This window comes from Amycolatopsis sp. NPDC049688 (assembly GCF_040674975.1).
GTDB lineage: Bacteria > Actinomycetota > Actinomycetes > Mycobacteriales > Pseudonocardiaceae > Amycolatopsis.
In genome coordinates, this window is the sequence record NZ_JBFANY010000001.1 from 120,935 (window position 1) to 145,096 (window position 24,162).

The following is a 24,162-nucleotide window of genomic DNA, read 5'->3' on the forward strand; positions in this document are numbered from 1 at the left end:
GCCGCCCACGATCGCAAACGGGAGAAAGTAGTCATGACCACCAACGGAGCCGATCTACACTGGGCCGGCAACAGCTGGGAACCCTACAACGCCTTCGCCGGAGCGCCGGATGACGAGCACGACATCGAGAAAATTCTGCGCTCCCAGGGCTGGGAAACGTTTCTGAGTCTCGGGCATGGCGAGACCATAGGGTTCGAGCTGCGCGTGCTCATCCGCCATAGTGGGCGCGGTGAGACGAGGGAGCACCCGGAGTTCCTGATCGAGGTGGGCGGCCCGTCAGCGATCGCGCCGTACTTGAAGGTGGACGATCTGCCGACCGTGATGGACCTACTCGCCCGCTGGGCACCGGTGTTGCAGGCGGCCAGCATCGCCAACCTCACCCACGACCTGACGAGCGGGGCTATCGAGCCGAACGGCATCGTGGAGACGGTCGCCGCGCGGATCACGTGGGCCGCTGAGAACCGCACGTCCTCGATGAAGTCGGACCTCGAGCGGCTGGAGCAACTCGAACGCGAGCGCCGGCGCGGATAGGAGTGCCCGAGGACTTCCGCCGGACCACCCGCGGCGCGGCAGCGCGTCGACCTGGCTCGGTAGCCCGCAGGAGGACAAGCAGGGTGACCGGTCACTCAGCGCTGTGTGGGGTTGGCGCCCGGCCGGCCAAGTGCCTGCCGGACGGCCGGGATGATCTGGCGCAGTACGCCTTCCACCTGGTGACAGGTGGTTTCGAAGTTTCGTAGGTCCCGGCCGTAGAAGGCACCCACCGACTTGCCGGCGGCGAGGACGACGGCGGCTACGTCGGCAGCGAGTTCGAGGTGCTTGTCCTCGAAGTTCGGAGTCGAGAGATACATCCCGGTGGTGTCGTCGCGCAGGCGCAACGCGGTCCAGGGCGAGACGGCCCACGACGCGTGGTGGGCGATCCCGCTCCACCAGCGGTAGAGCCGCCGGCCGGGATCGCCGAGGCTGCTGGAGATCGCGCTGGACGTGCGGAAAGTCTTCACCACGCCGTCCAGGACAACGCCGAGGTCGTTGTTGCGGCCGCGCTCCCGCACCTCGAAGCCTGCTGCCTCGATGGTCTTGCGGACCTCGTCCACCGAGCCAGGGCCGCCTGGGGCGGGACCGAGGTCACTCTTGCTGCCTTCGTTCGCCGACCAGATCTGGAATTGAGCGCAACGGCGAAGCCGTTCGGTCTTGTCCGGTGCCAGCGACCAGCTCGTCAACGCGGCCGCTTCCAGCAGCGACCGGGCAGAGGGGAAGGGAGCCAGCCCGGGCCACCCGTCTGGGTGAAGGCCGGCGTCGGTCATGGCTTCCGGCGGGTATGTCAGCGCCAGCAGGCGCAGGTGGTGCAAGACGGACTTGGCCGCGTTGCCCGCCGCAATCGCGGCGATGTGCAGGAGGATGCCGACCTCGTCGGGGTCGGTGTCCGCGAGACCCGAGGTTTGCCACGGCGCCGTCGCGTCGCAGTTCTCGTCCAGCAGAAGTCCGGCCCAGGCGTCGCGCAGGTGCTGGTACGCCGTAGTGAGCAAATCCATTGTCGACGGCTGTTCGCCGCCGTCGGCACGCTCGCTAGCAGCCAAAACGTCATCGGTCACCGGTGTATTGAACCGCGTGGGGCCGTTAGGCGCCTGCGATTTTCCACCGATCTTGCTCCTTTGAAGTATCACGAGCTATGGTAAGACTGTTACTTGAAAGGAGCAAGATCGGTGTGGTCGTGCTCCGCAGCGAAAGGGGTGGACATGGCCGCCCAGTCCACGAGGTTCACGACTGACTCGTGCATGGACAACGTCATCGAGCTGCTGAAGCTTGCTCGGGACAAGACCGATCCGGAGAAGCGGGCCGAGATCATCACCCGAGCGCAGCACTTCCTGGCTTGGGGCCTGCGGTCAGCGATGACGGAGTGCCAGGAGGCTGGCGCGGCCTGGCGCAGCCTTGGCCCGGCCGTCGGCATGCCGCACAACGTGCTGTACAGGCAGTATCGCGCGGGCGGCCCGGTCGTCGCGGCGGAGCCGCGGTACACGCCGGAGCTCCAGGTTGCGCTCGGATTCCGTACCGTCGGAGACGTCGATGACCGGTGGCGGGTGATCAGCGAGGACGACGCGACAGACTCGAACTTGAAGTCGGCGACCTTCTTTTTCGACCCGGTCGTCACCGAGGGGCGGCCGCACCCGTTCGCTGGTCGGCGGCTCGAGTTCAAGTACGCGACGTGGCCGGCGGAGGCCGTGGATGCGCTCGGGCGCGGTCGTCCCTACCCGCTCTGGAACCCGGAACTGGGCCGTCGTCCGATCCATATGACGGAGTCCGTCTTCGACGAGCTGTTCGGGCCGCCCGACGTGTCCAGCCCTGAACGGGAGCGGTGGGAGCGGGAGGCCGCCCGGCTCGCGCGGCTGCGTGAGGAGGCGGGCAAGCTCTGAGTTCGAACACTGACGGCGCGGGAGCCTGCAAGCGCTCAAGGGCTGCTGGATCATGCGTCGGATTCCGCGCGAGGGTGTACCAGCCAGGCCATGGGGCGAACTGGCGTCTCACGTGGACAATGGGTTCAGAAACATGAGTGGAGGATGAGGCCTGTGACAGAGTCTGTGCCGGAGGCCGAGGCTTTCATCAGGTTTCGTCTGGGCGAGTTGTCGTCGAGGAACGAACATCATCGATTCGAGGAGATCGCGACCCGGATCGCGCAGAAGCGCGTCAGCTCGAACATCCTCATCGCAACCGGGCCGGTGAGCGCCGGCGGAGACCAAGGGCGCGACGCCGAGTCATTCACCACGCGGCTGCCGGACGAACTGCCGCACTCGGCGGGGTTCGCGGCCGCAGCAGCGACGGCGCCCGTCGTGGTCGCGTGCACGGTTCAGAGCAGTAGCCTCAAGCGCAAGGTCCTTGACGACCTGATCGGCATCTGCGCCGACGGCGCAGACCCGGTCGACCACGTCGCATTCTTCAGCGTGCACCCGATCTCCGCAGGGGTCACGCACGAGCTCAAGCGGACCGCGCGGAACACCTACGGGGTGACGCTCGACATCTTCTGCGGCGACAGCATCGCGATGTTCCTCGCCGAGCCGGACCTGGTGTGGGTGGCGCGGCACTACCTCGAGTTGCCCGAACAGCTCGTTCCGCGGCCGGAAGCTGAGCCAGCGCCGCAGTGGTACGCGGATCTCCTCGACGGCCTGCGCCGCAACAACGGACCGGTTGCGTTGACCCCAGCGGTGCAGGGGGAGATCACCCGCGGGCTTCGACACGCCACGTGGGACGAGGATGCGAACGCCGACCTGCCCGAGTGGTTGGACTTCATGGGCGCGTTCCTGGCCGACTCCGAGGACGGCGCGGACACTGAATTGGTGTTCCGAGCCTGTTACGAGATGGGCGTTGCCCGGCTCCGTGGCATGGGGGTGGCGGCCGGCATCGAGGACCTCATCCGCCGCGCCATCGACTTCGCGTGTACGAGCAGCCAACCGAACGTGCTCGACGACGCCGTGGTCCTGGCGTCGTACTGGGGCTCGGCGTGGAAAACCGGCGTCGCCAGGGCAAATTCGTCGGAGATCGTCGCGGCCATGGCACAACTGCGGGCGAGGCTCGTCGAGTTGCTAAATGCCACCGACCCGACCACCTACCCCCTGCGTGCCGCGACGCTGACCGGGGCACTAGCCACGGTGCACCTGACCCCGGACTGGGAGAAGGCAGAGACCATCCTTGGTCGGCCGGAGCAGGTGGAGGTCGATCCCCTCGCGGGTGAGCGGTTGGACGAGTCCGCCATCGACGTGTCCGGTCTCGAGGAACTCGACTTGATCGACTTCGGGGCCGCGCTGAGGTACTTGCTCGCGCTGGCCGACCTTCTGCCGCGGGCTCGGGTCTACCCGTTCAATCAGCTCGCCCGCGTGTTCGCCCTATTCGCGCCCATCGCGTGCGAGTACCCAGGCTACGAGCAGGTGCGCGACGGGCTGGATGCCGCGCTGGCTCAGGTGCGGGGTGACTCCGCGACCGCGGTACGTTGCCGCGACCGCGGCATGGCGCTGGTCAGAGCGGGCAAGCCGTTGCAAGCTCTCGCCGAACTGCACAACGCGAAGGCGAAGTGGTTCCACGGTGACGCCCTGTACGGCGCAATCCTCACTACTCGGTACCTGGGGTTGTTGTACGCCAGACTCGGGCTGACCTATGCCGCGAAGATGTACGCCTGCGCGGCTGTGGTTTTGAGCGATCAAGCCGATGACCGCTCCGTGAAGGAGCACATACCACACGCGCTCCTGGAGGCAGCGGACTACGCGCAGCAGACGGGAACATGGGTTGATGCGGCTGCGTTGACCGAACTCGCGCTTCTTGCCCGCGCGTTGATGCTGACTGACCCGTTTGACTGCGAGAGGCACCCAGAGCTCGATGTCCACAATACGAACGCGACGCGGGAGCTCGCAGCCATTCGCCAGTTCTGGCCCGAGATCGAGCCGCTCATCGAGGCCGCGCACTCCATCACGGACTGGTATGACGGCCTCGTCGAGGTGATCGAAGAGGCTGGCGGGGGATTGGACTTGACCGAGAAGGAATTCCAGACCGAGGCCGCCATGCAGCTCGACGGCCCGATCCTGGGCGACGTCGGGCCGACCAGACGCATTGATTTTCGGGCTCTCGGGATCCGGTGGGTCTTCGAATTCGGGAACGACCGGGCAACCGTTCTGGCGGCGGAGGGCCTGGTCGCCGCTTTGCAGGTCGTCCTCGCTGACGTCGCGCGCATGAATCCCGTCCTCACAGACGCCACTGTTCGCGTTACGGTTGACACGGAGCAGGGAGAAAGCGAGCAGCCCGACAGGATCGACATTGACGACTCTGGACCTGAGATCATGGCTCGTGCGGTGGTGTCCACGGCGCCGGGTGACCTGCAGGCGCATCACCGGTCGGTCATCGTGACGTGTCTCCAATTGCTGCACGCGGTCCATGTCCGCCCGATGGACGACCTCCAGCCTGTCACGGAATCGCTGATGAGAGGCGGTCTCCCCCATAAGACGTCAATAGGCCGGCCGTACGCGGAGGCGGCAGGGCTGCTAAACGAGGATCACTACCGTCGGTGCGCTGCCGCGATCAGGCCGCCGTCGTCCAGCACGTTCCGGCCGGTCGGCCGGGAGGCACTCGGACCGTCGACCGCCACCGGGGTCGGCTACGACAGGGATGAAGCACTCCTCGCCATCCGGAAGCAGTACCAGAGCGCTAACAGCGTGTTGAGGTACACGCTCCCGCGCCTCCTGGCCGACGAGGGTGGCCGGGCGACGATCGTGCGCTTGCGCGAGTCCGGCTGGCTCGATTGGCAGGTCTTGGCGGCCTTGCAAAACGCTGTGCTCAACTGGCGGATAGAGCAGGCCGGTATCCAGTTCGGCGTCGACGACCCGGGCCGGATTCAGCAGCTCGCCTTGCAACCCGAGACTGCGGAGTCACGGGAGGTGCCCCTGCAGGTCTTCGCCGGGAACGACGTCGACGTGCATATGACGCTCCAGATGGTCGCAGTTGCCCGCAGCTGGCGCTTGCGCGTACGGCCTGAGGCACTCGGCGGAGGTGAACTGCGCGATCTCTTGACCCGCCGGTACCAATACGCGGTCGACGACGTCCCGCACCGTGACCTGCTCAACTGCCTCGACGAGGATGGCAAGCCGGCGTTGCTGGACGTGCGTGCTGGCCACGACGGCGACGGCTGCGGCTAGTGCTGTGTCCATGAACGTTGGCCGGTTTGGTGACACGCCGGTCAGCGTTCGCAGCTGGTGACGGGGTTGAGGCCAGGGTGGGTGGATGGCAGGTCCAGTCCGGGTGCGTCGGCTGACCGATCATGAGGGGCAGCGGTTGCAGCAGATCGTGCGAAGAGGGACCGGCTCCGCGGTGCGGCTGCGCCGGGCGATGGTGGTGCTGGCGTCGGCAAGTGGGAATACCGTCCCGGCGATCGCGCGGCTGGTCAGGGCGACGAGGACGCGATCCGGGGTGTGATCCACCGGTTCAACGAGACGGGCATGGCCAGCCTGGACCCTCAGTGGGCGGGTGGCCGTCCCCGCCTGATCAGCCCTGAAAACGAAGCCTTCATCGTCGCGACGGCCACCACGCGACCTGAGGCACTCGAGCAGCCCTTCACCCGCTGGAGCCTGCGCAAACTCACCGCCTACCTGGCCAAGAACCCGCAGCGAGTGGTCCGCGTTGGGCGGGAACGGTTGCGACAGTTCCTGCACAAACACGAGATCACCCTCCAGCGCACCAAGAGGTGGAAGGAGTCCAACGACCCCGACCGGGACGCGAAGCTCGCCCGGATCGAGCACGTCACCAGCAAGTTCTCGGACCGGGTCTTCGCTTTCGACGAGTGGACCTCATCGGAGGAGGCGCCCCATGGTCCCGACACGGTAACGCTGTGAGTGTGCTGCGGGTTGGGCGGTGGCTGTGCCGGGCTGGGCTGAGCCGAGGCGAACCCGACGTCTCGGACAGGGCAGGGGACCCGGTCCGCACTATCGCAGGGAACGACATCCTACCTACCACAGTCGCCACTCGAAGTCGCGTCTCGCGCATGGCGCCGTTGCGGATGTGGTGGCGTTGTCAGCTGGGTTTGCGGACGAGGCATGTGTAGGCGGCGATGGCGAGGGTGGCCAGGCTCCAGAGGAGCGCTTGGAGCCCCCAGCGGGCGGCTGTGAAGGTCTGGCCCCAGCCGGTGGTGATGTCGAAGTCGCAGTGGGTGCGGATGCCGGTGGTGCCGAGGGGGAGGCCGCGGTCAATGCCGAGGCCGATGAGTTCGACGGGGGAGCAGGGTGTGCCGGGGGTGTCGAGTTTGGCGGTGGTGGGTTGAACGCGTTCGGCGGCGTGGTGGTCGGGGTGGGTGGTGACGTGTCCGGCGAGCAGGCTGAGGCCGGAGCCGAGGGCGCGGACGACGGCGAGGGCGGTGACGAGGCGGTGGGCGCGGTAGCCGTAGCGGCCGAGCGAACCCCAGGGCGCGTGCCGCCACTGTGCGAGCCGGTTACCCAGGGCGTGGGGGGTGCGGCGGCGGAGGTCGTGTTGTTGGGTGATCAGTATTTCGCGGGCGTTGTTGTCGTGGCCGGCGGCGTGCTCGGTCGCGGCGAGCTGTTGGAAGGGTTGGGGCCAGTAGGTGGGGGTGTGGTGGGCCAGCAGGTGCAGCCTTTGCCGCCAGGAGATCGCGCTCAGACTGGGGTAGGTTAATCCGTGGGCTTTGATGGTGCGGTTGCTGTCAGGGCAGCCAAGGCGGCTCATCCCCTCCCGGCTGGCCGAGCACACCACTGCTGGCGGGAACACGAACGCTCCGGCGATCTGCGCGTCATTTGGCACCAGGAGCGGACCTGAACTGTTGCCCAGTTTGGAAACTGGTAAAACGGCTTGACCACCGATGTGAGCACCGATCAGCCGGATCGCGCCGAGTTCGCCAGCGCCGGTGATGGTGGCGTCTTCCATGAATAGGCCGTTGTCGGCGCGGAGGCCGTCGGCGTCCAGTGCGGGGCCGGTGGGGTTGGTGATGGTGGCTCGCTCAAGGCCGAATTGGCCGCCGATCTGGCTATCGGGTAATCGAACTTCGTCGAATTTCCCGGTGCCGGCGATGACGGCGTCCTGCATGAACAGGTTGTTGCCGGTGCAGAGGCCGTCGGCTTTTACCGCAGTCTTCCAAGAGATCGACTTCGCCCTGTCGGCCTGGGTGCTCGCCCGCCTCGAACACCCCTCCATACCGACGGTCATGCGCGTGGCGAAGAACAAGGTCGTCGACTACTGGCGCGAGTACGGGAAGCGGAAACCGGGCGTGCTCACCGAGCCCTCGGACCTGCAGCTGCTGTCGGCGGAGCTGGCCGCCTCGCCGAAGCTGACCGGCTCGTCGCTGCGGGTCGACTCGGCGGAGGACATCGAACGGCGCGTGGACGTCGAACGCGCGCTGGCGCCCTTGGACGTCGACGAGCGCAAGGCCCTGGTGCTGATCTGCTGCTTCGGCTTCACCCAGGAGGAGGCCGCCGCGATGATGGGTGTTGACCGCGGCCAAGTACGTAGGCGGGTCGCCTCGGCCGCCAGCAAGATCGTCGCCGACGGCCGGCTCGCCGGCTACGGCGGAAACCAGATCCCCGAATCCGATACCCGGAGGACCACGCAGACCGGCACCCCGGAGGCGCACGCATGAACAACGAAGAGGTCTTCGACCGCCTGACCGCGCTGCGCGGGCGAGCCGTTCCGCGACGTCCCGCACACCTCCGCCTCGACGCAGAACAGATGGCGGCCAAGGTCGAATCCATGCCCGCCGAGGTGCGTGAGCGCCACATCCAGTACGTCGACGAGGTGGCCATGGCCGAGCCGTGAACGCGGTGCTAGAACGAGTCACCGTCGAGAAGGAAGCAGAGGACCCCGCCGGCAACCAGGCCGACACCTCGTCGGACACCAGCCCGGCCAGCACGAGCTTGGGGGGCGAAAGCACGCCGCCGACCGACACGCCCGGGAAGACCGGGACGCCGACGCCCGTCGTGGTGCCGCCGACCAGCAACGCGGCCCCGGAGATCACAGGCGTGAAGGGGCCGTCACTCGTGCTGGTCGCGGCCGTCTGGATGGTGGGCGTGGTGGGGTCAGTGCTGGTGGTGGCTCTCGTCGTCTTCGGGGGGTGGCACCCGTCCACGGTGCCGACCGCGTTGCTTCCGTTGCTGGCGGCGGAGACGCTCTGGCACCTACGGCGCCGCGTGCGTACCGGAGAACACCTGCCCTTCCGATCTCCACACTCTCGACGCGACCTACACCGCTGACCAGGCACAGCTGATGCCCGCCGGCACGCCCGGCGGGCATCAGCTCGTGGTCGAATCGCCGAGGAGAGGCAAACCGCCGACGCCGTCATCGACGGTGACAGCGAGCCTCAGACAATGTCGTGGCCAGGCACCCAGTCGCGCAGCGCCACCGTGCGGGCGGAGACGGTGTAGAGCATCTCCGGGCCGATGCCGAACTGCACGCACACCGGCCTGTCGGCCTTGAACACCGTGTCGTAGAGCGGCGCCTCGGTGCCGTCGAGCTTGGCGAAGACCAGCTTGGTGCCGCCGGCCTCGCCGGGGAAGGCGATCTCCTTGACATAGGAGCGGTAGGCGCCCCACGCGATGGTGACCTTCACCGGGGCGGGCTTGGCCATGGCGGCGCCGGGCACGCTGAAGCGGACGAACACTTCACCGACCCAGTCCCACGGGTACCGGGTCGCCCAGCGGGTGTCGGGGTTCGAGCAGGACATCCGGTCCGGCTTGGCGACCGTGGTGGCGGCGTCGGCCGACAGCGGGGCGGCGGCCACCGCCAGGACGATGCTGGTCGCGGCGGCGAGCCGGACACGCCGGACGGGCTTGCGGTCGCCGCGCCTGCGCGCGGGCGGGATCGGCGTGGTGTTCGGCGCGGCGACGCGCTCAAGGACCTGCAGAGTCATCTGGTTGTCTCCTTCGACTCGGCGGAACGGTTCAATGGCAGCACAACGCCGGTGGGAGGGCTGGATGGATGAGGACGAGCACCGCAGACGGATGCTGCAGAAGTTCGGTGGCGAGCTTCGGCAGCTGCGCGAGGACCACGACCCGAGGCTGACCCAGCAGGAAGCGGCCGACGTCGCCGGCGTGAGCCGCCCGGCCTACTCCCGCTGGGAACGCGGGGAGTCGCTGGCCGAACAGGACGGCATCGCGCGCCTGGACGAGCACTACGAGCTGGCCGGCAACCTCGTGGCGCGCTGGCAGTTCCTGGGCGAGAACCAGCGGATGGTCCCGCAGCTGCGGCAGTGGGCCGCGCCGGGGAAGCCACCGCTCTACGCCGGTGAGATGTACCTGCTGCTGCGCACGATGCTCGGCGCGGCGCCGTTGCCGGCGGTCGAGGTCAGCGTCGACGTCGATGGGCGATGGCGGCTGGTGAAGACCCTCGGCCCGGTCGACGAGATCGGCGTGGCGATCGCCGGGACCGACCCGGACGCGATCCGGCGCAACATCGAGGTCGTGACGTCTGAGCCGGTGCTGATCGGCCTGTACCGCGGCTACCCGGCGCTGCCGCCGGAGCGGGTGACCGGTGTCCGGATGGTCGACTGGCTGGTCCTGCCGCCGCGCGGCACCGCTCCGGACTGATCTCCGAGGACGTGGTGCCCGGGTTGCTGCGGCGTTCCCGGGCACCGCGTGCCTGCTCGTCGGCTATCCGGCGCGGGTCACCAGGTACCGGCGCGGACGCGCCCGTCGGTGTAGAGCTCGGCCCAGACGCCGCCGGCGTTGGGCACCTGCGACACCGCCTGGTTCACCGCGGCGCCCAGCGGCGGGCAGACGAACCAGCCGATCTCGGGGAAGGCCAGCTTGCAGGCCGTGGAGACCCCGACGCCCATGATCTCGCCCATCGAGATCTTGATCCACCAGTGGTCGCCGTCCTTGCCGCCCTGCACCTGCGTGCTGGCCGTGCCCGGCTTGCTCGTCGAGACGGTCCCGAGCGCCTTCTCGATCTGCGCGCGCCCGGACGGGGAGGACAGCACTGCCTTCAGCGCGGCCTGCTGCTGGGGCGTGAAGTGGCCGTCGACCTCCACTACGCCGCCCGGCGCGGACACCGCCGACGCGGACGGCGCCGGCGTGGCGATCGGCGCCGCCGAGGCCGCCGGGGCCAGCGTGCCGAACGCGATCGCCGTGCCGGCCACCACGCTGCCCGCCCGAACCAGCGCGTCGCGCAGCATCCGATCACTGCAACGGATCTTGGGCCTCATATCCAGGGTTCCTTCCGGCTCCGGCTCCGCACCGTGCGGAGCGACCATCAGGAACTTTCCAGCAGAGCACGCCGGATCCGGTGAATTGCTCACCGCGCTGAGCAGCGGCGAGCACCGTGGGACACCTGAGACGACGGGACAGGCGAATCCGGTCGTGGCCGGGACGGTAGGTGGAGCTGGTGCTGGTCACCGCCGCGATGCGCGCGGCCGACGCATGACCGGCGACGACCCACTCGAGCAGAGGTTCCTGGCGGCCGGTCCAGCGCGGGTCTCGGTGGTCAGCGCCCGTCCGCCGCCGTGTCGAAGAGGCCGTCTTCTAGCGTCGCAGGAGAAGCTTGATGATGCGCTGCCAGCGCCGCCGACGTCACCGATTTCCGCCAGGGTCGGCGCCCGCGACCGCGTGAAGCATCTCGGGCCCATTCCGCACCAGGAAGATCGCTGCTCCGACGACGAGGATCAGCCCGACTAACCGGCGGAACCTGGCACGGCTGCTCAACGAACGGTCGATCACCGTGGTCACCAGCAGGGCAACCATCACGATCGCGGTCGTCAGGCCGCGTGGCGCCGGCGGCCGCGCGGGCGGTTCAGCCGGGTTCTCCCGGGCGGGCGGGATGGCTACGCTCATCAGGTGTCTCCGTCGGCAGTACTGGGACCTCTGCGGCCCTACCCGTTCGCACCGGGTAGGGCCGCCCCTGTGAAGGGCAATGCCATTGGAGCAGACGCCCCCGACATCGTGGATGCCCTTAAACTCCTCACGTGAGCCGAGGCCTCGGAAACGCCCAGCGACTGATCTTGCAGCGGCTGGCGTCGCATAACCCGCAGCTGCCCGCCGGTCGCGGCAAGGGGAATCGGCCGGTAAGTGTGCTTGATTCCTCCTGGGCCAGCCTGGCCGAGCTGGGCCTCCCCCCTGAGCAGCGTCCTCGCAGGCCAGCGAAGGGAAAGACGCTCACCGAGACGGCGCGGGACCTCAAGCGGGCGCACGCGGCGACCTATCGTCGCGCCGTGCGAGCCCTGGCAACGCGCGGACTCGTGGAATGTGCCACGGCCACCATAGATGTCGACCCGCATCACCGTATCTCCTGGTCCGGGCTCCGGCGTCCCGTGCTGCACCTGCGTGTGACCGCCGCCGGCCGCGCCTACTACGGCGATCGGCTGCAATCGGGCGCCACTGCCGGCCGGAGTAGAACGGCAGGCCCACGGGCTGGTATCTGAGAATCGAGTAGACGACGGCAGACACCTGCCAAGTGGTCGTGTAAGCCCTGTTCGGGGTTCGCGCCAGGCTGGGGTGGGTGGCTCATTAACGCGTCATCACTGACCTCTTGCGAAGCGCGGACGTTGGCGATAGATGCCGCCGTCGTCCATGTTGAACTGCAGGAGGCGATGGGTGGTCCGCCTACCAGAACCTGGTCGCCGACCTGGAGCGGCTCGTGGCCGCCGGCGCGGAGGTGGACGCCTTCGCCGCGGGGAGATGGCTAGGCCCGGCCGGGCACCAGGTGCAGGTCGGAGAATTGTCGTGCATCAGGTCGCCGGCGGCCTCGTCGTCGCGTGGCGCGGACCCGGCTGCAGTACCCGGGCGGTGGTCTCGTCCCAGCAGACCGCGCGTTGCAGTGCCTTGATGAGCAGCTCGTCGTCGACCGAGTCGGGCCGGTCACCGGCCGGAACCCACCCGTCGCGGACCTGCCGCGCGGGTCCTGCGGATGCCGTCACCGGTGTCCGAGCGGGTGACGGTGCATCGGAACCTCTCCCTGAGAGCGTTGACTTCGGCCCAGGTGATGGATGGTTCTTGACCTGCTCGTATTCACGGAAGCTGAGTGTCTTCATCGGGGCTGCCGGTCACCTCCGCCCGCAACTGAGCCAAGGACAGTTCGGCGAGTACGGCTTCGCGTCCGTGAGGGTGGTCGCGCAGAGTGGGCAGCACCGCGTGCTCCCAGACCAGCTCGAGCCAGTTGTCGTCGATGGCGGTCGAGCGGAAGAAGTGGCTCGGGCCGATCGCGGCGTTCGGGTCGTTGATCTTCTCGTTGGCCTTGCCCGCGGCGTCGGCGAGCCACTCGAAGCCAGGCTGCCGCTTGTTGAGGTATTAGCGGAGCACGCCGGCGACCGGGTTGGCGTGCGGGGTGAAGTCGACGAAGTGCGAGGTTGAATGAGCATTCGACGCCGAGCACCGCGGCGCGGGCGACCGCGCCCGGGTACCGGTGCTCGAACGCCCGCAGCTGCTCGGCCCCGAGCGCAGGTACGCCGTCCTGGCCGCTGGCAGCCAGCCTTCCAGGTCCTCGACCGACCTGTGCGCGCGGATCGCGGCGACGGCGTCGGCGTGCCACCTCTCGTCCGTGCCCGCGAAGTGCACGTTGTTCGACACCACTGTCGGCAACTGCAGCTCGCGGGTGGTCGGCGCTCCCGGGATCCCCGTCACTGGTAGCCTTCACACCGCTGGTGTTTAGGACCCGCAACGCCTTCCGGCGGATCCGCGAGTCTTACGCCGATGCCCAGGACGCCGAGCGGGACGATGTTGAGGCAAGGGCCGCACTGGCACAGCGCTCGATTGCGAGGCAGAGTCGGCCGCGCCCGACAGGCTCGTCCACCGGGTGCGCGACGATCACCGGCACTCACGGCGGCTCAGTAATTCAAGGAGTGATGTGATTGTCTACAGTGACGGCGCCGGCTTCTGAAGACCCTGACCGGCACGCGCACTCTGGGGCGACAGGGCGTCTATATGGATTCATTCCCGAGTTGAGTTCGATTATCGTTACGATTGTACCGACTCTGCTCCTTATCGTTGCTATTTCGCTATCAGGTGACCCTGCTCTTATTCGCGCGCTGGTTGCTAGCGGAAGTTTTGCTAGTCTGGTGGTTAACATGACTTACCAGTTCCTTCCGCTTGTTGTTGGTACTACTGTCTATGTCATGCTGGCCAGATTGACATCGTTCAGTCGGTTGCGCGCTCTCTTTATTACTGGCAGCGTTGGCGCTGTCGTGGCTCTAGTTGCTACGCCACTAAGATCGATAATCGTTATTGTAATCGCAGTCTTAACGATCTTAATAGTCGTGGTGGGAGTAGTGGTTTATCGAGAAATGTTGCGACGCAAGAAATCGGATGGGCCCCCTGAGTGGCACCCGGACTATGTGCCTGCGCGCCGCGGTCTCAAAGCTGGCAATGTTGCCCTGTCTCCGATAATACCTATTCTAACTCTCGTCAACCAGGCATTTAGTGCGAACCTGGTATCTGGTCAGGGGGTGGTGGATAGTATTACTTCTATCGTCATGGATGCGCTGCCAGCTGAGGTCGTCGTGGTCAAAGATGACAATGGAGTCAGACGACCTATTCGCTCGCGCGTGATTCAGGCTGGCGACCAGGTGACTATCATTGTCAATGACCAGGGTGCGGTTCAAAATATCTGGAACGGTGATATTTTACGTCGGGAAACATGTATTGATAAATTAGACATTTGGAGTCGTTCGCCGATGTCTAGCCTAAGTCGACAGCTTCCGAAAACGCCTGTGTGCGATGAGATGATTCACGTTATTTCTGCGGATATATTGACGCGGAAATGAATCCTATCAAACCAGAACGTGCCCTGGAGCGCGTCGCTGGACACCACCATCGAAGCCACGCGGCCGGCTTCGCGCTGTTCGTAAGGCGAAACTGCCTCGAAGCCGGGTGCCCTCCAGGTGGGACGAAGGTGGCGCGGCCGGCGGCGACGGTCGCGGCGAACAGGCCGTCGGCGATCCCGATCTGGTACTCGACGCCGGCGTGGGCTTCGACTTCGGTGATCAGCAGCTCGGCGAGGGCTTCTTCGCCGCTGAAGTATCCGGCCGCACCTGCGACCGGGACTGCGACGATCCTGGCCCGGACGACCTCGAGCCCGACCGCGTGCTGTTCGACGGCGGCGGCGACGGGTTCGAACAGCCGGACTCAAGAAGCTGCTGGTCGAACAGCTGCGGGTACTGGAGCTCGATCACCCCGATACCCTGACACCCGCCCTGGGCAGGCGCACGACGTGTGCCACGACGGTGGGAGGACGCGAACATCTGCCGAACAGCATGATCGCGACGACCAACCGCGACGAGGAGGTGTTCACCGACCCGGACCGGTTCGACCTGCACCGCGACCTCCACACCCACCTCGGCTTCGGCACGGGTCCCCATTACTGCCCCGCGCACCTGCTGGTCACGGCGTTGGCGCGCACGGCACTGGAGGTGCTGTTTGAGCGCCTGCCCGGCACCCGGCCACCAGCCGGCCCCCCATGGCTAGAAGCTGCGGCTGCCGGGACCGCTCGAAGTGGTGTGGAACCAGAGATAGCGCCCCTCCGTCTCGCCGGCGTGTAACGCGAACGTCTGCTCGAACGTACGAGTCATCGGACACGCGAGCCGACGAAGGAGACCTGCTACCGATGCCCCGTGACGACGGCGACCTCCTCATTTTCGTGCACGGCACTTTCGCTGACAGCGAGGACGACGAGGGACCGCGCTGGTGGCAGCGCGGCAGCGACACCTGGACGTGGTTCGCAGACCACCTGCCGGACGGTGTGCGCCTGCCGGACGAGTCGACAATGCACCTGAAGTGGTTCAAGTGGTACGAATCAGCCAAGTTCGACGGCGAAGACGAGAAACCTCAGCCCACGTTGTTCCACTGGAACGGCAGCAACACCCAGGTCGCCCGCCTGGAGGCCGGCAACCGCCTGCTGGCGTTGCTGATCGAACTGGAACGGCAGGGACGCGGCTACCACCTGGTCGGCCACAGCCACGGCGGCTCGATCATCTGGGAGGCGTTGATCAGCGCCGAGGTCACCCGCCGGTTCAAGACAGCCGACCCCGATCTGCGACGTTCCCTAAACACGATGAGGCTCACGAAGACGCCACTCATCCGGCTCCGGGACGACGAGTTCGCGCCGTGGTGGGTCAAGCACAAGTCCAGGTACATACCCCGGAACTCGGAGTTCCGCGCCGTGGAGCCGCACATCGAGCTTCCGGGGCTGCGCACCTGGACGACCGTCGGCACCCCGTTCCTCCACTACCTGCCCCGGCGACGGTTCCTCGTCAAAGGCTGGCCGCATCCCCGGTTCACGCTCAACCCGTCGGCCAACGAAGTGGCCCGATCTGCCTTGGGACACGGAATTTTGCAGTTGCTGGTCGCAGCTCCCTTCTTCTTCCTCGCCTACCTCCTGTTCTTCGGTCGGCATGGAGATGTCCTGCCTGCCGACTGGCTGGCCATCGTGGCGGCGGTTGTCTGGGTCGCTGCGTTCGTCACCCTCGGAAACCGGGTGTACGCTGGGGCTCTCTTCGCTCGCGCTCGATCGGCGCCCTACGCGATGAAACGCTTCCACGACCGCTGGCTGGGCCTGTGGGCGCCGGAGGACGAAGCCATCGCCGGTCTTCAGGGGCTCGCTCCGGACGTCGGCGGCTACGGGTACGAGTGGTTGTGGACCACGCCCAGCAAACGTGACGACCGCAAAAGACCCCGGGAGCCGGAATACAAGGTCGCCCGGAGATTCCAGCCGCTGCCGATGCCGCTCACGGACGCCTACCTCATTCCCCACGTCCAACTGCTTGCTCCTGCTCGGATAGCGAAGTACGTCATCCTCGCGGTCAACAAGTTGGCCGGACCGATGATCGGCCGGAAGATCGTGAAAATGCTGGTGTCGAACGCGCACGGCGCCAATCTGCCGCACCGGGCACCGCTGGTCTACGTGTCTCGATGGCCGTTGCCGCTCGAACTCGACTGCCCCGGGCTGCCGCCAGACGTGGTCGCGGAGATCCAGGACGACTCGGCCAAGGATGCCGGCCGCCTGGGCGAACTCGCCAGGCAGTACTTCATGCTCGCCGCGCTCGACGGCCTGGAGGAGGCGAAGAAGGCCTATCAGGAAACGTATGACGGCAACCCGCTCGTGCACGCTTCCTACTTCGAACGTGAAGCAGTCAGGCGCCTGATCCGATTGCACATCACCAAAACCTGCGGGGATGAAACGGACCGCCGACTCGCCGACTGGCTGGCGGCCAACGCAGCCGCCGTCCGAACACGGGTGGACAAGTTCGTGGCCGGAAGGCTGTGAACCGCGCTGCTGAGCGTCGCGTTCGCCACGATGGCCGACGGGATAGTCGCGGCTGCCTCGATCCTGGTACGCCGCCGGGGGCCGCAGCGCGCCGCTGCTGGGCTCGGCCGTTGCGACTTTCGGCGTTGTCGTGCTCTCGTTAGCCATCCGCTGCCGGACCGTCCGGAACAGCAACCGCTCCGGCTCCACTAGGCGTCCGACCTGCGCCCACTTCTTGATCAACGCCTTGTACTCCTCGCTGACGATCGCCTCGGCATCCTCCCGCGGAAGCCCGCACTTCACCACGACCGCCAACGCAGTCTCGCCATAGCGGGTGACCAGCGCCTGCACGCTGCACTCCCCGAAAGGCACGGCATCCAGGGCATCGTCGGTCACCGGGCCTCCGCGTGGGTTCCGCCCGGTCGCGCGACGCCCGAAGCCGGCACGGTGACCGACCAGCGATCGCCATCGGAGCCCTGGCTGACCACCCGACCGCCGCGGCCCGAATCGCTGAGGACCTGCACGACGTCGGTGATCGTCGCACCGCGGTCGCAGGCCGCCAGACGATCGCTCCGCAGGTGCAGCAGGCCGAGCAGCATTCCGAAGACGCTCTTCGGTCGCAATACCCTGATGACGTCGGCGTCCGGGTCCCTCATGCCTACGGGGTCCGCCATGGTGGGGACCTCCCTCCAGCTCGTTGACCTCTTCTCCACCGGAGGGGTCCGCCACGATGAAAACTCGGCGGACAACTTTTAGGAATTCTCTTATCGCTGGTCACGGGGTGGAACACGGTACTCGCATGCTTCGAGCTAGCCGGGCGAACGGGGGAACCCAACGCCACTGGCCCCACGCTCGCCACGAACTGGCCCATTGGGTATGACCGCCCCATATTTGCCCCAGGATGAGCTGGTTGGTGCAGGTCAGCCCAGTACGTAATGAACCACTGGGACGTCCCTCTCGTTGCGGGGCCAGGTGCTGAAACGCAGAGTTCTAGTCCTCGGCGGGTATGGCAGTGCCGACCGGGATGTCGTGCTGTGCCGGTAGGGGGACAGGATGGCGCTGGGCCTGTGGGCGCGTCCCCGGCCGTGTCCACAGGCCCCTGTTCTCGCCTTCGCTGGCGGCGGGATCGTGGTCGCCGTGATGCGGCTGCCTCGACCGGTGCGAGGTGTGTCGCTGCCGAGTCTATCCCGTGCCGTCGAGTGGGCCGAAGGCCGCTGTACGCGAGCGACGGCATCGCTCCCAGGCTGCTGTCGATGTTCCTCACCTGCCGCGGGGACGTGCAAAAGCCGTCACTGTGCGCTACTGTGACGGCATGATCTCCCCAATCACGGGAGATATCCCACGTGTGGGGGTTCAAGTCCCCCCTCGGACACACACGTTACCCACACGGGGAGAGGCAGTCACTGCGACTGCCTCTTTTTTGCTGTCGTAGACCACCTGTAGGCCCAGGTCGCGGTAGACCTGCGTGATCCTCTCCGGGCTCCGCGAGTTGAGGTGCCTGGCGACGTCGCCGAGCTGGTCGAGCATCGCGTAGACCTCGGCTACGTCGACCGCCTGTGCGTCCGGCAGGTGCTTCAGTTCCTCCATGGCTGCCTGTCGCTCGGCCTGTGCGCGCTTCATCGGCTCGACGAAGTTGACGGGGTCTACGCCCGCCTCGATAGCCGCAAGGTGCCGCCGTAGCTTCTCCTCGGCCCCCTTCAGCCGCTTCTCCGCGTTGGCTCGACGGCCGTCCACCCGGCCATCCTGCGACCCGGTCAGCAGTCGTACCGTGTCGTCGCGGTTGTCCGGGTCGAAGACCTGGCACAGCCACTCGTTGATCGGTGGGACTACGACGTCCTCTCGAAGGTTCACCGTCTTCGGGTGATCGGCCAGCGCCGCCGAACCCGGCGCCATCGTTCGAGCAATGCACCGGTAGTAGACGCCCTTCCGGATCGCCGCACCCTGCATCTTCCGGGTACAGATCTCGCACCGCACCAGCCCCTTCAACAGGTACGTGTGCTTCGTCGCTGCCCGATTCCGTTCGAGCTTCGCAATCCCGGGCAGTCCGCCGGCCGCGCGGGACCGGCGCATCAACTGCGCCTGCGTGAACGCCTCAACAGAAACAATCTCCGGGTGCGCGGGTCGCCGCGACCGAACGACGCGATCCGGCGCTGCCCGCTTGAACCGCACAACATGCCCCGCACCGACGTCATCCGGATTCAGCAGCGTCTCGTGCTTGGTCCAGCGCCCGAAGATCGCGTACCCGGTGTACCGCGGATTCTCCAGAATGGACCGGACGGTGCTCCCTTGCCAGCCATCGGCGAGCCGGTGCCGGTTCTGGTCGGGCCGGCGTTCCGAAGGGCAGGGCACTCCGTCCTCATTGAGCCCCTTCGCGATCGCGCGGTCACCGACGCCTTCCATGTACTCGGAGAAGATCCGTTGGACCACCTCGGCTGCGTCGGGATCGATGGCCAGCACGCGCAGCCGGAACCCCTCGGCCGCCTTCCGCGGATTCGGGTGCGGACCGCCATCAACGACGACGTAGCCGTAAGGCGCCCGGCCGCCCTGATGCCGCCCTTCGTTGACAACCTGCGCGTCCATCGCCGCGCGGACACGCGCCTGGACGTGCTGGCGTTCCGATTCGCTCATCCCACCGAGCACGCTCATGAGCATCTTGTGCGACGGGTTCCGCGCGTCGTATTTCCCGCCCAGCTCCGGCACCCACAGGTCGACGCCGTACGCGGCGAACCGGGGCGCGATCAATGAGAACTGATTGCCAAACCAACACCGGGTGCCCTCGCCGACCACGACGGCGTTCCACGTTCGCCGCGGATTCTTCAGCTCGGCGAGCAGCCGCGCGGCCTCGTTCCGACGCTCCCAGGGCACCGACCGTGACTGCCCGATATCGAAGTACTCCGCCACGATCCGGCCGCCCAGCGGCTCGACGAACTTCCGAGCGTTCCCGAACTGCCAGCCACGGGACGTCTCGGGGTCCTGGTTGTCCTCCGTCGAGCACCGGCCGTAGACCGCAAGCTCACCGATTCCGTCGTCGACAGGCTCGGCCACCTCAAGGCCCAAGATCTCGTCCAGCGTCGACCACGGATCGTTGCTGATTTCAGCCGTCACGGTTCCTCCTCTGCCGGTCCGTCCAGCACCGGCACCTCTGTAAGCTCGATCAGAACGGCCAGCAGCCCGCGTGCCACGGCTGGCGTCAGATCCGGTAATCCTGCAGGTAGGATAACCTGGATCGGTCGATCCTCGGAGTGAGTGGCGCTCATGACCGACCTTCCTGCCCGGTCGGCTCGCCGCATTCCCCTGCGCGGTCGATTGCGCTCCTGATTTCAGCCGTCCGGTATCCGCGAACCTGCCTCGTCTCGCCGTCTTCGCCGGTTACGCGGTCTCGCGTCGGCCGGCATCCCACCTCGGCCATCTGCTGTGCGAACGTCCGCGAGTCGACCTCCAGTACGTCCAGCAACTCAGCTGTCGGCACAAAGTCTCGGCCGTCCGGCCCGAGATCGTCTCCCAAATACTCGACGAGCGACGCGAGCACCTCGGGCAGCTCACCGGGCGGCTGAGCCTCGCCAGCCGCGTGACCTGCACCGAGTGCCTTGACTGCGGCCGCGTGGTCGAGCACCGGCATGGTGTCCTGCCCGGCGGCGTGCCCGGTGAGTGTCCCGGCTGCCTCGCGCAGCGCCCGGCCCTGCTCGCAGATGGTCCGCCAGTCCTCGTTCGGCATGTAGTACGTCCGAACCGTCATGGCCAGCACATCGGCGCCGGCTGACGTGTCGCCGTCCGGTCGCAGGATGCCAACGCCCTTGTGCGAGGGCAGCAGCCGGCTGGAGTCGAACCCACGCGTGTTCATTTGCTCGCCGAGCACGATGTTCGAGTCGCGCCAGTCCATCACCCGCAGCGCGAACCGCGATCCGAGCACAGCTCGCAGCCCGGACGGGATCGTCTTCGAGTCCGGCCGCTGCGTCGCCAGCACGAGCACGATCCCGGCAGCCGGCCCCTTCTTCGCCAGCCACGTCAGCAACTCGCCGACGTACTCACCTGCGGTGAGCTTCTTCCCTTGCACGTCAAAGGGCGTGCGGTCTTCCAACGGAACCTGGACCTCATCGACGAAGATCGCGGTGATCGGCATGTTCAGCGCCTTGTCGCGGGACATCTCCGGCGTAACCTTCGATTCCGGACACGTGAGGTCGTCCAGGTCGCGCATCCGCCGAAACCGCGTCTGAACCTCGCCGACCAGCTCAATCAGCCAGTCCACAAGCGCCAGAACGTGTTCGGACTCGTCACCGGACATGAACCGATGTGCCACCAATCCGGCCGCGTCCCAGTCCTTCCCGGCCTTGAAGTCCGCCACGTACAGCCGCACCCAGGCGTCCAGGATGAGCCCGGCCGCCGCGAGCCGGGCGGCGAAGGTCTTGCCCTGCCGGGGGATGGCACCGACCAGCAGGGACGTCCACACCAACGGCAGGTCAATCCGCCGGTCCCGCGCATCCCGTCCGAACGGGATCGGCCGCCACGCATCCCACTGCGCGACGCCGAGCAGCGGTGTCCGCAACGGCGGCGAGGCGTACGGGTCCTCATCGGCCACCCACATCGACACCCGCCCGGCGTGCCCACCGTTCCCGCGGACCCGTTCGACGATCAGCTGGACTTCATCGACGGCCAGCGCCGACGCTAGCGCGTCTCGGTTCTTCACCACGTCGGCCGCCTTGCGCGTAGCCGGAAGGTCGACGGTGATCGCCCAGCCGTCGCCGACACGCGTCGCGCGCTCGACGAGCCGCAGCACTTCGTCCTTGCCGATCAGCTTCGCGTCCCGGAACGCGTCCACCAGTACCTGCGGGTCCATCGTCCAGGTCAGCGTCCGCGGCCCGGCGAGCGCCGGCTTTCGGCCGGGACTGCCGTCCTTCTTACGCCCGAGAATCGCGAGCGCCGCGGAGGCAGCGACCCCACCAATCCACAGAGGATCGGTGCCGTACACCAGGTCAACGATGGCCACCCCGACGGCCACAACGACCAGGACAGCACCGGTCACCTTCCAGCGGAACAGCGTGAGCGCCCGAATCTCGGTGAACTTGTCGGCAAGCTTCTCGGACTCCTCGGCGGCCGTTCGGTAGTCCCGGACGGTGACCCACCTGCGCCACCACCGCACCCCGACGACCAGCCCGCGAACAACGGCGCCGACGTACCGCCACGGCGACTTCACCAGTCCAACGACGGCGTCTTTGCCCGCTTGGACGGCTTGAGGCTTGCTCTTCAGCCACAACGGCACCCGCGGCGAATGCCGCCACCATCGGACGAAGCGGTTCGTCTTCGACTCCCGCCGACGCGGCTGAGGCAACGTGTCGTCGACCAACTCACCGTCGAACACGGGATCGGCCTTGACCGGCAATGAGTCAGCCATTGCCGACCTCCGACCGCAACGCCCGCGCCAGCCGGGGCGACAGGCCCCGCGAGCAGCCGGTAGCCCGCCGCACCCACGCCGGCGTGATCTCGACGTCCGGCGTCCAGGTCTCCCGAGCGATAGCGAGGTAATCGGCGAACAGCACCCGTCGCCCGGTCTCCTGCTGGACAGGACGCCGTTCAGCCGCAACCAGCACAGCATCGGTGAGCTTGTCCCGCAGGTCGGTGATCGCCTCGACGGCGACGAACACCACGAGCGGCGGCACCGAGTGCAGCACGATCGCCGCAGCCTCCCCGGCGGCAAACGACGTCCAGGTGTTCATGACGTAGGTAGCTGCGAGCGTGAACCACTTCGCCCGCCGCACCCAGACACCGGTCCGTACCTGGTACCGCGCGGTGACCTGCTCGGCCCGCAGAATCGCCAGCAGAACGAGCGAGACGGTCGGGTCCAGCACCCAAGCGGCCAGCCACGGCAGCGACCCTGGCCGTGTGCCGGACGACGCGAAGCCCTGGACGTTGGTCATCGTGAAGGCGAGCCCGAGCACGATCCCGGACCAGCACATCCAGTCGACCTGCCGCCGCACTCGCTCGATCCGAAGCGCCACGACGTCCGGATCGGTCTGGTAGGCGCGCACCTCCGCGGCTTCGGCCGCGTCCTGCGCGAGCCGTTGCGCCCGGTTCATCGCCGACCACCCCGCTTCGAGGTGTCGACGGTGGTAACCGTCATGGCCCGCGTGAGTGCATAGGACGCGAACAGCGCCGGCAACCCGAGGACGGCGAGCAGCAGCCACGGACTACCCGGGTGAGCGATCACCACCCACTGGACGGCGACGATCAACCCGGCGTTGAACAGCACGCGCCCGGCCAGCGACACGAGCCGGGCGCCGCTCCGAGCGGCTTCGACGGCGGCCTTCGCCCGGCGGGAACCGGCCCGCCAGACCCAGAACAGCACGAGCAGGACGCCGACACCGGCGAGAATCTGCGTGGGCGTCACGGTGAGCCCGTTCATCGCGCACCCCGATCGGTCCGTTCGCCACGCCGCAGCCAGACGGGGTGCAGGGCGCGCCGATCGTCGTCGGTCGTCCCGCCCCAGACGCCGACCGTGTCGGCGCCGGCCGTCCGCAACTCCAGCTCCAGGCACTCGTCTCGGACAGGGCACCCGCCGCAAAGTCGCTCGGCCAGCTCGCCGTCACAGCTCGCGTCGGGTGGTCCGTCGTCCGGTGGAGGCCACATGCAGACTCCTTCGCTGGTCACGACGTCGGTCAGGACCTCGGTCGGAACCCAGCGCAGCCGGTCCAGCCGCCAGGCGATCCCAATCAACTGCAGGTCGTCGGCGCTCATGCGGCACCCCCGGCCTGACGCGACCCGAGCAGACGGGCCAGCTCGGTCGACGACACACGGAGACCAGAACGGCAGCGAGTGGCGCGCAGCTCGCGGGTCCGGATCGCCCGGCTCACCGCGGCGCGGGACACGCCGAGCAGCCAGGCCGCTTCTCGAATGGTGTGAAAGGTGATGTGCGAGTTCATGAGAAAAACCAATCTGATGATTTCAAGACTATATTGTTGATTTCAGCTCTTCGGCGGGCGCGTTTGTCCGACGCGCCGCCGACGAAGTGCTAGGCGACGTGGTGAAAGCGCGAAGAACCGCTAATCTCGGCGCTGAGGCGGAGCGCGGAGGAATACGTGACGGAGGACTGGGCGGCAGTCGCCAAGGCCATCAACATGCGCGTGAACGAACTCGGCTGGCGGCAACGTGAGCTGGCCGAGCGATCGCACGTGTCGCAGGCGATCGTGCGCGAGCTCCAGCACCACACGGTCGAGCGCCGCCGAAGCGCGCGGACGCTCGAAGCCCTGTCCACCACGCTGGGCTGGCACCCGCAACATCTGCTGGCCGTGCTGCAAAACCGCACCCCGCCGCACCCAGACGAGCCGGCTGACGACGGCCACGAACTGTGGTCCCGCCTGGACGCGCTGGAACAGCGCCTGGCCGAGATCACCGACCGGCTGGAGGACGTCCAAACGAGCCTCGCGACCGTGGTCGAGCACGTGAAGCCGAAGCGTTAGCGGAGGGCGATTT

Annotated in this window: 27 protein-coding genes; 13 read left to right on the forward strand and 14 right to left on the reverse strand. The window is 67.2% G+C overall.

Annotation, left to right across the window (positions count from 1 at the left end; all coding sequences use genetic code 11):
• The first annotated feature begins 33 nt into the window (after positions 1–33).
• Positions 34–531: a hypothetical protein gene (locus AB0J55_RS00500; RefSeq protein WP_364240640.1), complete on the forward strand. Its 498-nt coding sequence runs from the start codon at positions 34–36 to the stop codon at positions 529–531.
• 95 nt (positions 532–626) lie between these two features.
• Here the strand turns inward: AB0J55_RS00500 and AB0J55_RS00505 are convergent, their stop codons facing one another.
• Positions 627–1,589 (reverse strand): hypothetical protein, encoded by a 963-nt coding sequence (locus AB0J55_RS00505; protein WP_364240643.1) that lies wholly within the window; start codon positions 1,587–1,589, stop codon positions 627–629.
• Positions 1,590–1,772: 183 nt separating this feature from the next.
• Here AB0J55_RS00505 and AB0J55_RS00510 point away from each other — a divergent pair, with 183 nt between their 5' ends.
• From AB0J55_RS00510 to AB0J55_RS00520, 3 genes are all read left to right on the forward strand, one after another.
• Positions 1,773–2,408 carry a hypothetical protein gene (locus AB0J55_RS00510; protein ID WP_364240645.1) on the forward strand — a complete coding sequence of 212 codons (636 nt, stop codon included), beginning with the start codon at positions 1,773–1,775 and terminating at the stop codon, positions 2,406–2,408.
• A 153-nt stretch (positions 2,409–2,561) separates the two neighbouring features.
• Positions 2,562–5,669 carry a hypothetical protein gene (locus tag AB0J55_RS00515; RefSeq protein ID WP_364240647.1) on the forward strand — a complete coding sequence of 1,036 codons (3,108 nt, stop codon included), beginning with the start codon at positions 2,562–2,564 and terminating at the stop codon, positions 5,667–5,669.
• Positions 5,670–5,969: 300 nt separating this feature from the next.
• The gene (locus AB0J55_RS00520) at positions 5,970–6,362 is read left to right on the forward strand and encodes a helix-turn-helix domain-containing protein (protein WP_364240650.1); all 393 of its coding nucleotides are present in this window, start codon (positions 5,970–5,972) and stop codon (positions 6,360–6,362) included.
• 178 nt (positions 6,363–6,540) lie between these two features.
• Here AB0J55_RS00520 and AB0J55_RS00525 read toward each other — a convergent pair whose 3' ends face one another.
• Positions 6,541–7,701 (reverse strand): hypothetical protein, encoded by a 1,161-nt coding sequence (locus AB0J55_RS00525; protein ID WP_364240652.1) that lies wholly within the window; start codon positions 7,699–7,701, stop codon positions 6,541–6,543.
• Here AB0J55_RS00525 and AB0J55_RS00530 point away from each other — a divergent pair.
• Genes AB0J55_RS00530 through AB0J55_RS00540 form a run of 3 tightly spaced genes read left to right on the forward strand, consistent with a single transcriptional unit; the run spans position 7,688 to position 8,723 of the window.
• Positions 7,688–8,113, forward strand: a complete 426-nt coding sequence (locus AB0J55_RS00530) for a sigma factor-like helix-turn-helix DNA-binding protein (protein ID WP_364240655.1) — start codon at positions 7,688–7,690, stop codon at positions 8,111–8,113. The genes AB0J55_RS00525 and AB0J55_RS00530 overlap by 14 nt on opposite strands.
• Entirely contained in the window at positions 8,110–8,289 is a 180-nt protein-coding gene (locus tag AB0J55_RS00535) for a hypothetical protein (protein ID WP_364240658.1), read from the forward strand. The genes AB0J55_RS00530 and AB0J55_RS00535 overlap by 4 nt, the downstream gene beginning before the upstream one ends.
• A complete protein-coding gene (locus tag AB0J55_RS00540; RefSeq protein ID WP_364240661.1) occupies positions 8,286–8,723 on the forward strand; it encodes a hypothetical protein in 438 nt (145 codons plus the stop codon). Before AB0J55_RS00535 ends, AB0J55_RS00540 begins: the two co-directional genes overlap by 4 nt.
• Positions 8,724–8,830: 107 nt before the next feature.
• Here the strand turns inward: AB0J55_RS00540 and AB0J55_RS00545 are convergent, their stop codons facing one another.
• Positions 8,831–9,379, reverse strand: coding sequence for a hypothetical protein (locus AB0J55_RS00545; protein WP_364240663.1), 549 nt, complete (start codon positions 9,377–9,379; stop codon positions 8,831–8,833).
• Positions 9,380–9,443: 64 nt separating this feature from the next.
• Here AB0J55_RS00545 and AB0J55_RS00550 point away from each other — a divergent pair, with 64 nt between their 5' ends.
• Complete coding sequence (locus AB0J55_RS00550; RefSeq protein ID WP_364240666.1) at positions 9,444–10,055, forward strand: helix-turn-helix transcriptional regulator; 612 nt, start codon at positions 9,444–9,446, stop codon at positions 10,053–10,055.
• Between the two features lie 77 nt (positions 10,056–10,132).
• Here AB0J55_RS00550 and AB0J55_RS00555 read toward each other — a convergent pair whose 3' ends face one another.
• The 4 genes from AB0J55_RS00555 to AB0J55_RS00570 all read right to left on the reverse strand — a co-directional run bounded on the left by AB0J55_RS00555 (position 10,133) and on the right by AB0J55_RS00570 (position 13,082).
• Complete coding sequence (locus AB0J55_RS00555) at positions 10,133–10,642, reverse strand: hypothetical protein (protein ID WP_364240669.1); 510 nt, start codon at positions 10,640–10,642, stop codon at positions 10,133–10,135.
• 394 nt (positions 10,643–11,036) lie between these two features.
• Positions 11,037–11,297 (reverse strand): hypothetical protein, encoded by a 261-nt coding sequence (locus AB0J55_RS00560; RefSeq protein ID WP_364240671.1) that lies wholly within the window; start codon positions 11,295–11,297, stop codon positions 11,037–11,039.
• 893 nt (positions 11,298–12,190) lie between these two features.
• Positions 12,191–12,379 carry a hypothetical protein gene (locus tag AB0J55_RS00565; RefSeq protein ID WP_364240674.1) on the reverse strand — a complete coding sequence of 63 codons (189 nt, stop codon included), beginning with the start codon at positions 12,377–12,379 and terminating at the stop codon, positions 12,191–12,193.
• 370 nt (positions 12,380–12,749) lie between these two features.
• Positions 12,750–13,082, reverse strand: a complete 333-nt coding sequence (locus AB0J55_RS00570) for a hypothetical protein (protein ID WP_364240677.1) — start codon at positions 13,080–13,082, stop codon at positions 12,750–12,752.
• 227 nt (positions 13,083–13,309) lie between these two features.
• On the opposite strand from AB0J55_RS00570, the gene AB0J55_RS00575 reads away from it, so the two are divergent.
• The 4 genes from AB0J55_RS00575 (at position 13,310) to AB0J55_RS00590 (ending at position 16,719) form a co-directional block, all read left to right on the forward strand.
• A complete protein-coding gene (locus AB0J55_RS00575; RefSeq protein WP_364240680.1) occupies positions 13,310–14,221 on the forward strand; it encodes a hypothetical protein in 912 nt (303 codons plus the stop codon).
• A 106-nt stretch (positions 14,222–14,327) separates the two neighbouring features.
• Positions 14,328–14,642 carry a hypothetical protein gene (locus AB0J55_RS00580; RefSeq protein ID WP_364240683.1) on the forward strand — a complete coding sequence of 105 codons (315 nt, stop codon included), beginning with the start codon at positions 14,328–14,330 and terminating at the stop codon, positions 14,640–14,642.
• A gap of 68 nt (positions 14,643–14,710) precedes the next feature.
• Positions 14,711–14,995, forward strand: coding sequence for a hypothetical protein (locus AB0J55_RS00585; protein WP_364240685.1), 285 nt, complete (start codon positions 14,711–14,713; stop codon positions 14,993–14,995).
• Between the two features lie 65 nt (positions 14,996–15,060).
• Positions 15,061–16,719 (forward strand): hypothetical protein, encoded by a 1,659-nt coding sequence (locus AB0J55_RS00590; RefSeq protein WP_364240688.1) that lies wholly within the window; start codon positions 15,061–15,063, stop codon positions 16,717–16,719.
• Between the two features lie 371 nt (positions 16,720–17,090).
• On the opposite strand, the gene AB0J55_RS00595 is transcribed toward AB0J55_RS00590, so the two are convergent.
• From AB0J55_RS00595 to AB0J55_RS00625, 7 genes are all read right to left on the reverse strand, one after another.
• Positions 17,091–17,354 (reverse strand): hypothetical protein, encoded by a 264-nt coding sequence (locus AB0J55_RS00595; protein WP_364240691.1) that lies wholly within the window; start codon positions 17,352–17,354, stop codon positions 17,091–17,093.
• Positions 17,355–18,051: 697 nt separating this feature from the next.
• Positions 18,052–19,803, reverse strand: coding sequence for a recombinase family protein (locus AB0J55_RS00600; protein WP_364240694.1), 1,752 nt, complete (start codon positions 19,801–19,803; stop codon positions 18,052–18,054).
• A 148-nt stretch (positions 19,804–19,951) separates the two neighbouring features.
• Entirely contained in the window at positions 19,952–22,087 is a 2,136-nt protein-coding gene (locus AB0J55_RS00605; RefSeq protein ID WP_364240697.1) for a cell division protein FtsK, read from the reverse strand.
• Positions 22,080–22,769, reverse strand: a complete 690-nt coding sequence (locus tag AB0J55_RS00610) for a hypothetical protein (RefSeq protein ID WP_364240700.1) — start codon at positions 22,767–22,769, stop codon at positions 22,080–22,082. Before AB0J55_RS00610 ends, AB0J55_RS00605 begins: the two co-directional genes overlap by 8 nt.
• On the reverse strand, positions 22,766–23,095 hold the full coding sequence (locus AB0J55_RS00615; protein WP_364240703.1) for a hypothetical protein: 330 nt from the start codon (positions 23,093–23,095) through the stop codon (positions 22,766–22,768). Before AB0J55_RS00615 ends, AB0J55_RS00610 begins: the two co-directional genes overlap by 4 nt.
• A complete protein-coding gene (locus AB0J55_RS00620; protein WP_364240706.1) occupies positions 23,092–23,427 on the reverse strand; it encodes a WhiB family transcriptional regulator in 336 nt (111 codons plus the stop codon). The genes AB0J55_RS00615 and AB0J55_RS00620 overlap by 4 nt, the downstream gene beginning before the upstream one ends.
• Complete coding sequence (locus AB0J55_RS00625) at positions 23,424–23,612, reverse strand: helix-turn-helix domain-containing protein (protein WP_084093921.1); 189 nt, start codon at positions 23,610–23,612, stop codon at positions 23,424–23,426. The genes AB0J55_RS00620 and AB0J55_RS00625 overlap by 4 nt, the downstream gene beginning before the upstream one ends.
• A 156-nt stretch (positions 23,613–23,768) precedes the next feature.
• Between AB0J55_RS00625 and AB0J55_RS00630 the strand changes: the two genes are divergently transcribed.
• A complete protein-coding gene (locus AB0J55_RS00630) occupies positions 23,769–24,149 on the forward strand; it encodes a helix-turn-helix transcriptional regulator (RefSeq protein ID WP_020640049.1) in 381 nt (126 codons plus the stop codon).
• Positions 24,150–24,162: the final 13 nt, after the last annotated feature.

What these genes read in the sequence shown, in the direction of transcription:
- AB0J55_RS00615 (WP_364240703.1), bottom strand. Translation starts at nt 23,095, where the DNA reads ATGAACGGGCTCACCGTGACGCCCACGCAGATTCTCGCCGGTGTCGGC.
- AB0J55_RS00535 (WP_364240658.1), top strand. Translation starts at nt 8,110, where the DNA reads ATGAACAACGAAGAGGTCTTCGACCGCCTGACCGCGCTGCGCGGGCGA.
- AB0J55_RS00545 (WP_364240663.1), bottom strand. Translation starts at nt 9,379, where the DNA reads ATGACTCTGCAGGTCCTTGAGCGCGTCGCCGCGCCGAACACCACGCCG.
- AB0J55_RS00550 (WP_364240666.1), top strand. Translation starts at nt 9,444, where the DNA reads ATGGATGAGGACGAGCACCGCAGACGGATGCTGCAGAAGTTCGGTGGC.
- AB0J55_RS00620 (WP_364240706.1), bottom strand. Translation starts at nt 23,427, where the DNA reads ATGAGCGCCGACGACCTGCAGTTGATTGGGATCGCCTGGCGGCTGGAC.
- AB0J55_RS00595 (WP_364240691.1), bottom strand. Translation starts at nt 17,354, where the DNA reads ATGAGGGACCCGGACGCCGACGTCATCAGGGTATTGCGACCGAAGAGC.
- AB0J55_RS00500 (WP_364240640.1), top strand. Translation starts at nt 34, where the DNA reads ATGACCACCAACGGAGCCGATCTACACTGGGCCGGCAACAGCTGGGAA.
- AB0J55_RS00585 (WP_364240685.1), top strand. Translation starts at nt 14,711, where the DNA reads ATGATCGCGACGACCAACCGCGACGAGGAGGTGTTCACCGACCCGGAC.
- AB0J55_RS00590 (WP_364240688.1), top strand. Translation starts at nt 15,061, where the DNA reads ATGCCCCGTGACGACGGCGACCTCCTCATTTTCGTGCACGGCACTTTC.
- AB0J55_RS00605 (WP_364240697.1), bottom strand. Translation starts at nt 22,087, where the DNA reads ATGGCTGACTCATTGCCGGTCAAGGCCGATCCCGTGTTCGACGGTGAG.
- AB0J55_RS00560 (WP_364240671.1), bottom strand. Translation starts at nt 11,297, where the DNA reads ATGAGCGTAGCCATCCCGCCCGCCCGGGAGAACCCGGCTGAACCGCCC.
- AB0J55_RS00610 (WP_364240700.1), bottom strand. Translation starts at nt 22,769, where the DNA reads ATGAACCGGGCGCAACGGCTCGCGCAGGACGCGGCCGAAGCCGCGGAG.
- AB0J55_RS00520 (WP_364240650.1), top strand. Translation starts at nt 5,970, where the DNA reads ATGGCCAGCCTGGACCCTCAGTGGGCGGGTGGCCGTCCCCGCCTGATC.
- AB0J55_RS00555 (WP_364240669.1), bottom strand. Translation starts at nt 10,642, where the DNA reads ATGCTGCGCGACGCGCTGGTTCGGGCGGGCAGCGTGGTGGCCGGCACG.
- AB0J55_RS00510 (WP_364240645.1), top strand. Translation starts at nt 1,773, where the DNA reads ATGGACAACGTCATCGAGCTGCTGAAGCTTGCTCGGGACAAGACCGAT.
- AB0J55_RS00625 (WP_084093921.1), bottom strand. Translation starts at nt 23,612, where the DNA reads ATGAACTCGCACATCACCTTTCACACCATTCGAGAAGCGGCCTGGCTG.